Raw genomic sequence first — 9,760 nt, forward strand, 5'->3', positions numbered from 1 at the left:
AAGGAGTGAATGCGATGTCCAGCGTTATTTTAAAAGTAGAAGGAATGTCCTGTAATCACTGTGTGAATACTGTCGAGAAAGCAATGAAAGAGCTTGGTGCCGAGGGGAAAGTCAACTTAGCCGGCAAAATGGTGGAAGTGGAGTACGATGAAAGCAAGCTGAGTGTTGAAGCAATCAAAGCAGCAATCGAAGAACAGGGATATGACGTAGTGCAATAAGAACAAAAAAGGAGCCGATAACATGCCTGCCTATATCATCACGGGGGGCTCCAAAGGCCTCGGAGCCGAGCTTGCGCGGCAGCTCCTGAAGCAGGGCGCCGCGGTACACTGCGTGTCGCGCGGCGAAAGCGAAAGCCTCCGCCAAGAGGCGCTGCGCATGAAAGGTGCTTACACCTTTCATGCTTTCGATTTGGCGCAAACGGACGGACTGGATTCGCTGATGGAGCGAATCCTTAGCCAAATTGATCACGCGGATAGGATCACGCTGATCAATAATGCAGGCCAGCTCGCCCCGATGACGTTCATCGGCCGAGCTGACCAGGAGGACCTGCAGCGCAGCCTGCAGGTCAATCTCATCGCGCCCGCGCTGCTGACGAACAGCTTCATCCGGCAGACGCAGGCGCTGCCGGTCGTGAAGCGGGTCGTCCAAATTTCCTCAGGCGCGGGGAAGAAGCCCTACCCCGGCTGGGGGGCGTACTGCACCGCCAAAGCCGGGATCGATATGCTGACGCGCTGCATTGGCGTCGAGCAGGCGAACCAGCCCTACCCGGTGGAGGTTATCTCCGTTGCACCGGGGGTGGTGGATACCGAGATGCAGCGGGAAATTCGCGCTGCATCGGAAGAGGACTTCCCGCAGCAAAGCCGGTTCGTGGAGCTGCATACGCAGGGCGAGCTGCAGTCGCCCGAAGCTACAGCGGCGCAGCTGCTGGAGCTGCTGCAGGGAGGTGCCTTTGACCAGGGCGAGATCGCTGATCTGCGCACCAAGAATATGGCACCGAAGTAAACAAAAAGGAGTTAAGCGGCTAGAAGCGCTTAACTCCTTTTAATATATTCGCGGGTGTCATTCATTGTAGCAGGTCTACTGGATGCTCCCTGATACCGAAGGCCCCGACGCAAGTTCCGACGTACAGTATTTGCAGCGGGTTGCTTGCGCTGGAATATCAGACAAACAGTGCGGGCAAGCTTTGGTCGCAGGTGCCTTTTCTTTTGGCTCTTCTTTTTTGCGGAACTTGGACAATTGTTTAACAACGATAAAAATGACAAGAGCAACGATTAAAAAGTCTAAAAACGTAGAAATAAAGGCCCCATACTTCAGAACAGGTGCTTTTTCAGTAGCAGCCTCAGCGAGGTTGTTGTAGTGTTTACCATTCAAAGAGATAAAAAGCTCATTAAAGTTCACTCTGCCCAGCAATAACCCGATAGGCGGCATGATCACATCATTGACAATGGATGTAATGACTTTTCCGAAAGCGCCCCCGATAATAACCCCCACGGCTAGATCGACCATGTTCCCTTTAAAAGCAAAATCTTTAAATTCCTTCAGCATAGCGAACCTCCAAGAAACAGCAATTTTTAGCATTGTAGCATATTTTGTCGCTGTCAAACAATGCTGGATGCTCGCTTCGTTTTTTAATCTTTTTGAGCTGATAGAGTCAATTGTTCCTTAGATTCCTGAAGTACCTCTCGGAGCGCGTTGATTAGGGCTTGATGATCATCAGGCGTCCCTATCGAAATTCGCACGTGATGGGGCAGGTTCCAAGCGCCGGCATACCGCAGGATAACGCCTTTGCGCATCATTTGATCATAGATGGATTTCGCATCCGGTCCAAGTTCCACAAGGACGAAATTACTCATACTGCGTGTGAATTTAAATCCCATCTCCTGCAGACTTTCATATAATTGCTCTCTGCCGAGAGTATTGATTTCCCGTGTCGCTTCAAGATGAGCATCGTCCTGAATGGCAGCAGCAGCGCCGACTTGCGCTAATGCGTTTACGTTGAATGGCTCTTTGACCTGGCGGATACTGTGCAAAATGTTCGCTGAAGCGATGCCATAACCAACACGAATACCTGCTAATCCGTAAATCTTCGAGAAGGTTTGTGTGACGATTAGGGGATAACCCTCACGCACGAATTGGAGCCCATCGCAGTAATCGTCTGCGGTTACAAAGTGACTGTAAGCTCCGTCAAAAATCACCAGAACATGCGGGGGGAGCTTATCCATTAGCGCTTGTAAATCCTGCTTTTTCATATAGGTGCCTGTAGGATTATTGGGTGAACAGATATACAGGAGCTTCGTTTTTTCCGTTACCGCAGCCAATAGGTCGGCGATTTCATAACGGTAATCTTCACGGAGCGGTACTTGTACGACTTGAGCCCCCATCAGATTTGCGCCAAATTCATACTCGCTGAAGGTTGGGGACGGGACAATGACCTCATCGCCTTCCTCTAAGAACGTCTCGGACAAGAGTGTAATGAGCTCGTCGGCACCGTTCGTGACCAGGACTTGATCCGGCGTAACTTCCAGCTTACGGGCAATGGCGGCACAGAGATCTATTGTGTCTGCGTCAGGATAGCGATGAATATCTGTCAGATAGTTTTGAATCGCTTGGACAGCTAGCGGAGACGGGCCAATCGGATTTTCATTGGAAGCGAGTTTGGTGACCTTGTCGATGCCTAATTCCCGCTGCACTTCCCAAATGGGCTTGCCTGGAGAGTAAGGTTTCATACGAGTCAGAACGCCGCGCGGACGTATGTTGTCAGTTGTGCGATTGCTCATGATATCACTCCTCGAATAAATAGATACTTTAGTTAAATAATACATTAACTTGGTAAAGTAGTAAAGTATGAAAAATCCCATATCCCAACTTTTGGGTGAGTAGTATAATACATAGAGATGCGTAATTCGACATAAGGAGAGGACTCTGCACGGATGGGGAAAAAGAGGAGATTTGGTATCCGATCCAAAATTATGCTTGGCTACATTTTCATTTTTGTCTGTATAAGTATTGTATTTACTTTAGTGATCAATCAAGTAACCTCGATGCAGAAGGATAGAAACTATATCATTGAACATGATTTTGCCGTTCACACAGAAATCAACAACATCGAGAAATTCGTCATGGATATGGAAAGCGGACAACGAGGCTATCTGCTGACCGGGGATCCCACCTATCTTGAGCCCTACCTTAATGGAGAGTCCAAATGGCGGCAATCCTACATGAAGCTGAGTCAGCTCACCAAAGAAAACACCGTGCAGGAACAAAGCTTACAAGGAATTAAAAAGTCGATAGAGCGCTGGGTCATGCAGCTTAGCGGATCAACGGACCCGAAGATGAAAAAAAGTGCGGGGTCAGGCGGGCCAATCGGGTCAGGCGCAGATTCCGTAAATCCTTATGATTTTTATTCGGGCAAGCAAAATGTCGAGGATATCCGCTCTCAGCTCGATCGCTTCCGTAATATCGAAATCGGGCTTACCAAGGATAGAGCCAAACTTTTAGATGATCAGAATAGCATGTTTACTAGATCTATGTTTGTCATGCTGACGTCCCTACTTATCATATCGTTAGCGGCAGCATTAGTGATATCGCAGTCGATTGTCGGGACGATTAAGCAGGTTACCAAAAGTATTTTAAAATTAAGCTCCTTCAAAAGAGATCATTCGCAGCGCATCCATGTCACCATGAACGATGAGGTGAAGGATCTCGCAGACGCGACTAACATGCTGTTAGAGAATCATGAGGAGATGGAGTGGCAGCAGCGAAAGCTGGCGGAAGTGGTTCATGTGCTTCAAGGCATATCGGATATGGAAACGTTAGGTTCCACCTTTATTAGTAAAGCTGCCGAGCTTTTCGGCGCCTCTTTCGGACTTTTTTACTTGCGTTCCTCTTATAAGGGGAAGGATGCGCTGGAGAGAATAGCCGCATATGCCATGATGATGGATCATGAGGACGACATTGGGATTCATCGATTTCATTTGGGAGAAGGGCTTGTTGGCCAATGCGCGCTTGAGAAGCGAATGTTCCATTTTACCAATGTGCCCGATCATTATGTCAAAATAACATCCGGGCTCGGCGCCGTGAGAGCGCAAAGCGTGCTCATCGTACCGATCCTGCATAACAATGAAGTCATCGCCGTGATGGAGCTAGCCAGTTTAAATAAGTTTACCCATCAGCAGCTGGAGCTGCTTGAAGATATTCTTAATGTACTTGGAACGATTGTTCATAGCGTGCAAACGCGTGTAGAAGTGGAACGACTGCTAAGGGAATACCAACATATGACCGAAGAACTGCAAATTCAAACGGAAGAGCTCCAAAGCCAGCAGGAAGAGCTGCACATGACGAATGAACAGTTAGAGGAGCATAACCGATGTGCAGAGGAGAGATCAAAAGAGCTTGAACGCATCAAGGTAGCCCTTGAAGAACATGCCGTTCAGCTGCAGCTGAGCTCTCGATATAAGTCGGAATTCCTGGCGAATATGTCCCATGAATTTCGTACACCGCTTAACAGCGTGCTAATTTTATCCCAAATGCTGCAGGAAAATAAATTGGGGAACTTAAGCCTGGATGAGCAGGAATATGCCCGGGTAATCCACTCCTCAGGAACTGATCTGCTGCTGCTTATTGATGATATCCTCGATTTGTCGAAAGTCGAAGCCGGCAAGCTGGATATTCATATTGGAGAATTAAACGTGAAAGGGCTTCCAAGTCTCATTAGAAGCCAATTTGCCAAGGTTGCCGAGCAGCGTAATCTGTTTTTGCACATTGAGCAGGATTTAAGGGTGCCGGAGCATTTCTATACGGATGAACAGCGGTTAAGTCAAATTTTAAAAAACCTGCTATCCAATGCCTTCAAGTTTACCCACGAGGGCAGCGTGCATGTGAGGATTGGACTTTGTGATGATGATCAAATCGCCCGGTTTCTGCCTTCGGCTAAGTACGATCAAGTTCTCGCGATTTCGGTTAGCGATACGGGGATTGGCATTCCGCCTGACAAACAGGCGTTTATTTTCGAGCCCTTCCGTCAAGCTGACGGCACAACGAATCGTAAGTACGGGGGGACAGGCTTAGGGCTGTCCATCTCCCGCGAGTTGGCGGGGCTACTTGGCGGCAGCATTGGGATGAGCAGCGAAGAGGGGGTGGGGAGCACTTTTACGGTTTATATCCCCTCCATGGAGCCTTCGGTAAGTGAATTTCAAACGGCATGGGATGAGGCTGCGGTAGCGTATGATGCCCCTCAAGGGATGCAGGATGAGCATTCCGTCCTACTGGCAGAGACAAGCATTCTGCGAGGGAGGAATGTGCTCGTCGTCGATGATGATGTTCGAAATGTTTTTGTGCTAAGCAACGCTTTTGAAAATGAAGGGATGAACGTCAGCGTTGCGCACGATGGACAGGAATGTCTGGACATTCTGCAGAAGGAACCCCAGATTGATCTCGTCCTTATGGACATGATGATGCCGGTGATGGATGGCTATGAGGCCATGCGCATGATCAGAAAAAATGCCCGGTATGAGCATTTGCCGATCATTGCAATTACGGCCAAGGCTATGAAACAAGACCGCGACATTTGTTTGCAGGCTGGCGCTTCCGACTATATTAGCAAACCGCTGAAATTGAACCAATTGATGTCCATTATGCGGGTTTGGTTAGCTTAAATAGAAAGGCCTTTGATTTCCCCCTGAATGGGGAGGATCAAAGGCCTTTTATTTAATGGGATTAATAATGAATAAGTGCTTATTTCTTTAGATCTAAACGCACATCGCGTCCATCGTCCTTAACGGATAGCTCTTTACCGGCCGCTTTCAAGGAATTTGCGTAATTTACCCACGCATCAAGCATGATCGCGCCATCTTTCCAGTCTTTCACTTCACCGAATACCGTGAAGCCGTCGCCGCTGCCTGTTGCCATGAAATCATTCGTTGTCACTTTGAACGTGCGGTCGGTATTCAGCTTGCCATCTACATAGATCGGTGTGCCGTCTACTAGAGTAATTTTGGAATATTTTTCGCCGAGCGGTTTCGTGCTGTCCCACTCTACTTTGAGGCCGGAAAATTGAATGGCGGGAAGGTTTGAATATTTATCCGTTACTTCCAAGGCCTTTTTAATTTGCGCGGCCGTCATTGTACCCGTTACATTGTAGTTGCCGAATGGGAACACTTCGAACATTTCACCGTAGGTCAACTCACCTTTATCGACATCAGCGCGAATGCCGCCAATGTTAGTGAAGGCGATGTCGGATTTCTCGGAAGCGCGCATTGCATCCGTAATGCTGTTGCCTAATTGTGAAGCGCCATCACGGTCAACGCCGCCATTATCAGCGAAACGGAAGGATTTGCGATTAAGTGCTTCTGCGACAACGACTTCAACTTCACCGGACTTCTCCGAGATTTTCGCCTTGTAATCTTCGACCGTCTGGTGGATCTTCGCGTCTGCCGTTGTCAGATTCGTATACGTTTCAAGCAAGCTTGCGTTCGAGGAAACGACTTGTTTGGTAGCTTTGTCCACGAATAGTTGAATATGACCTACCGCGTACAACCAGCTTTGTGCTTCAACAACAGGAATGCCGTTCACGATGCCGGAAACGCGCATGTGGGAATGTCCGCCAACGATTGCATCCAGCGTGCCGTTGCCTGTGCCTTTTGCCAAATCCGCAAGCTCGCTAATGATTTCTGCGGACTGTTGGTTCTGTTCACCCGGCAGATGGGAAGTGACCATGATGATGTCAACGCCTTTAGCGCGCAGCTCAGCGGACAGCTCTTTGGCCAGAGGAACCGGATTCACGAAGGAAAGGCCTTCAATATTCGTTGATTTGGTCGTTGATGTTGTTTGTGGAGTCGCGAAGCCGATAATACCGATTTTTAGGCCATCTTTTTCAACAATCACGTAAGGTTGTGTCCAATCTACTTGTTTGCCTGTTTTCGTGTCGATAATATTAGCGCCGAGAATAGGGAATTTGGCATTCTTAATGTTGTTAATCAAAACGTCGCGCCCGAAGTCGAACTCATGATTTCCGATAGCTGCAGCATCGTACTTTACTTGAGCCATCGTGTCCATGACTGATTGACCATTTGTTGTATTCGAAATGAGTGTGCCCTGCCAAGCGTCTCCGCCGTCTACGACAACCGTACAGTTTGGATTAACTGTGCGGAAATCACTGACGATTCCGCCGAGCGTTTCAATTCCGCCTTGACCTTGATTGCGTTTTTTATCGAAACCAACTTCGATTTTACCGTGAATATCATTCGTGGTTAAAATATCGACAACTTTGAAGAGGATCGGCTTAAGCGCCTTAGCGACTTCATCACGCGTAACCGCGGCTGTAGGGTTGAAGTTGCCATCGAGTGTCGGGGCGAAAATTCCGCTGATGACGGCATAAGCGACATAAGGACGGGATTCTTTTGCAATCGAAGCGGAATCCTTGAAGTAGTTCAAAACATTCTCATTTACGCTCGGCAGTTGGCCGCCGGTTACTGCTTTAACGATCAACTCAGCAAGCTCTTGGCGAGTTACCGGAGCATCCGGGTGGAACGTTCCGTCAGCAAAGCCGCTGATTAGTTTCGCTGCGACGGCATTGGCTACCGCTTGCTTCTGCCAATTTGCGAGGTCTGTGAAAGTGACGGAAGCGGGATCTGCGCTATTCAGTTTGGCGGCCCGGTTGACCATCGTAACGACTTCGGCACGAGTAGCTGCGCTTGCGCCGCGGTAGTCACTGTCTCCATAGCCTTCGACAGCTCCATTATCAATGGCAAGGCGCATATCGGATTTCATCGTACTAGTAGGTGCCGGTGCGGCTGTTTCAGCGAAAGCAGCACTGCTGGCAAAAGAACTCGTAAGAACGGTTACAAGAGCTAGTGCGGTAAGACGGGTTGTCAAAGTTTTTTTCATGTAATATAAAAGCCTCCTTTAAAATAATAGGACGTTGGTCAATTAACCCGACTATTAGTATAAAGGAGATTGGTAGTTTTTGAGAAGTGAAGAAATTATTATTATATAAACCAACAAAAAAAGCCGCTAACCTTCCAAAGGTTAAGTGGCTTTGCGGTCTGTATGAACTTCAAAATGATAGATTGTGTTGCGGGTTAGCACCCGAAAATCCATTCCGTCTCTATCTATCGCTTGAACTCTAGTCGTTTTGAATGGGATATATCGATGAATGCCGGATAGAATCATCGGTGCCCCGACTTCAGTTGGGTTCATTTCACGAAAAGTCTGCCCTTGAATCTCATCGAAATCAAATCGATCTGACCGATGTTTGGGCGTAATCCCATCGACCTCGTAGATTTGAAGAAGCTTAAGCAATCTCATGTTGGTTCCCTCCTGTCTAATCCTCTAACACCAGTATACAACGACTTAGCCATCTAAGGCCAAATTTTCAAAACCTAACACATATCTAATAATGTCCTCACACTTTCCTTGTTTCCAATATATACAATTGAAACATTGAAATTGGGGGTGCTGCTTGTATGATGCATACGAAAATGCTGGTCGATAAAAAAGAGGTCCTTATGTTTTATGAATCCAAGGATCAGGTCCATTTGCAGATGGCAGTTGAAACAATCCTAAAACATCTCTCTAATGATAGAATCCGCAAAATTTACGATGACCTTGGTCTGGTCAATATTTCGAACGAGGAAGTTACGCTCTATTCACTAGACGGCGATATTGAGACAATTGGCATAATCTAGCTGGCGCAGCTTCCTATACTACTTTTCTGTTTTACGACTTCATAACACCCTCTTGTTCATCTATATTCTTTTGGGTGTAGGTTCAGACTCTTATTTGTTCATCTTTATGCTATTCCGTGCAAGTTCTGATTGCCACTTGTTCATTTATACTCTTTTTGTTCGAATCCATAACGGTATAGCCCATTCACGCACTTTTCGATACAATAATGAGAGTTGAGCGAGGAGGTTATGGATCTATGGCAGTTTTGAAAATGGAGCATGTCGGTGTCATGGTAGCAAATTTGGAAGCGTCGATTCGTTTCTATGAGGAAGTGATCGGTCTTAAGCACAAAGGGACTTTGCTTCATACGAACGGAGTTATTCGACTTGCATTTCTGGGCTTTGAAGCGCTGAATGAAACGGAAGTTGAACTTATTGAAGGTTATAACGCCGGCTTGCCGCAAGAAGGGAAGGTACATCATCTGGCCTTTACCGTCGACGACATCCAAGCGGAGTTTACAAGGATCAAAGGGTTGGCAGTTCAGCAATTAGATGAGGAAATCACGACGCTTCCTAACGGTTCGAGATACTTTTTCTTTAATGGATTAGATGGAGAGCGTATTGAGTTTTTCGAAACTACTCGGTAATCGGCATCTAGCATTTAGCATTTAGCTACGATGATAGGGGAACTTGCGGACGCGGACGAGAGTTCCCTCCGGTTTGCCTAATACCTTGAAGACTGCGGGAACATTCAAAACAATGCCAATTGTGGAACATTTCCGAAGGGGTTGTAATTGGTTTCTGAGCGTGGTACATTATACCTCGTTGCTTCGGACGGCGAATTACCTTGAATGATGAGGTGGACTTGCAATCGATCAGCAACGTATGATAATATGGTTTTCCCGACAGACAACGACAGAAATTAGCAAGAAAAAAGTGCTTGCAATTGATGGACGAGCTGTGGTATATTACTTCTCGCTGCTTCGGTAACGCGGCGGTGAACGAAAGAAATTGATCTTTGAAAACTGAACAACGAGTGAGTAAAGCACAGTCGAGCAATCGACTATAAATGAGATTGAAAAATCTCGCTAGCAAGT

General features: G+C 47.2%; 9 protein-coding genes. 5 read left to right on the plus strand and 4 right to left on the minus strand.

Annotation, left to right across the window (positions count from 1 at the left end; translation table 11 throughout):
* The first annotated feature begins 14 nt into the window (after nt 1–14).
* Nucleotides 15–218 (plus strand): copper ion binding protein, encoded by a 204-nt coding sequence (locus J2Z65_RS32130; RefSeq protein ID WP_167064507.1) that lies wholly within the window; start codon nt 15–17, stop codon nt 216–218.
* A 22-nt stretch (nt 219–240) separates the two neighbouring features.
* Entirely contained in the window at nt 241–1,002 is a 762-nt protein-coding gene (locus tag J2Z65_RS32135; RefSeq protein ID WP_167064510.1) for a (S)-benzoin forming benzil reductase, read from the plus strand.
* A 75-nt stretch (nt 1,003–1,077) separates the two neighbouring features.
* Here J2Z65_RS32135 and mscL read toward each other — a convergent pair whose 3' ends face one another.
* A complete protein-coding gene (mscL, locus tag J2Z65_RS32140) occupies nt 1,078–1,545 on the minus strand; it encodes a large-conductance mechanosensitive channel protein MscL (protein WP_167064513.1) in 468 nt (155 codons plus the stop codon).
* Between the two features lie 83 nt (nt 1,546–1,628).
* Nucleotides 1,629–2,777, minus strand: coding sequence for a histidinol-phosphate transaminase (gene hisC, locus J2Z65_RS32145; RefSeq protein WP_167064516.1), 1,149 nt, complete (start codon nt 2,775–2,777; stop codon nt 1,629–1,631).
* 153 nt (nt 2,778–2,930) lie between these two features.
* On the opposite strand from hisC, the gene J2Z65_RS32150 reads away from it, so the two are divergent.
* Complete coding sequence (locus J2Z65_RS32150; RefSeq protein ID WP_167064519.1) at nt 2,931–5,654, plus strand: response regulator; 2,724 nt, start codon at nt 2,931–2,933, stop codon at nt 5,652–5,654.
* 79 nt (nt 5,655–5,733) lie between these two features.
* Here J2Z65_RS32150 and J2Z65_RS32155 read toward each other — a convergent pair whose 3' ends face one another.
* Both J2Z65_RS32155 and J2Z65_RS32160 read right to left on the minus strand, forming a co-directional pair.
* Complete coding sequence (locus tag J2Z65_RS32155) at nt 5,734–7,884, minus strand: 5'-nucleotidase C-terminal domain-containing protein (protein ID WP_167064522.1); 2,151 nt, start codon at nt 7,882–7,884, stop codon at nt 5,734–5,736.
* Between the two features lie 141 nt (nt 7,885–8,025).
* Nucleotides 8,026–8,304, minus strand: coding sequence for a hypothetical protein (locus J2Z65_RS32160; protein ID WP_167064526.1), 279 nt, complete (start codon nt 8,302–8,304; stop codon nt 8,026–8,028).
* A gap of 158 nt (nt 8,305–8,462) precedes the next feature.
* On the opposite strand from J2Z65_RS32160, the gene J2Z65_RS32165 reads away from it, so the two are divergent.
* On the plus strand, nt 8,463–8,684 hold the full coding sequence (locus J2Z65_RS32165) for a hypothetical protein (RefSeq protein WP_167064529.1): 222 nt from the start codon (nt 8,463–8,465) through the stop codon (nt 8,682–8,684).
* Between the two features lie 236 nt (nt 8,685–8,920).
* A complete protein-coding gene (locus J2Z65_RS32170; protein WP_167064532.1) occupies nt 8,921–9,310 on the plus strand; it encodes a VOC family protein in 390 nt (129 codons plus the stop codon).
* The last annotated feature ends 450 nt before the right edge of the window (nt 9,311–9,760 follow it).

This window comes from Paenibacillus aceris (genome assembly GCF_017874035.1).
GTDB lineage: Bacteria > Bacillota > Bacilli > Paenibacillales > NBRC-103111 > Paenibacillus_E > Paenibacillus_E aceris.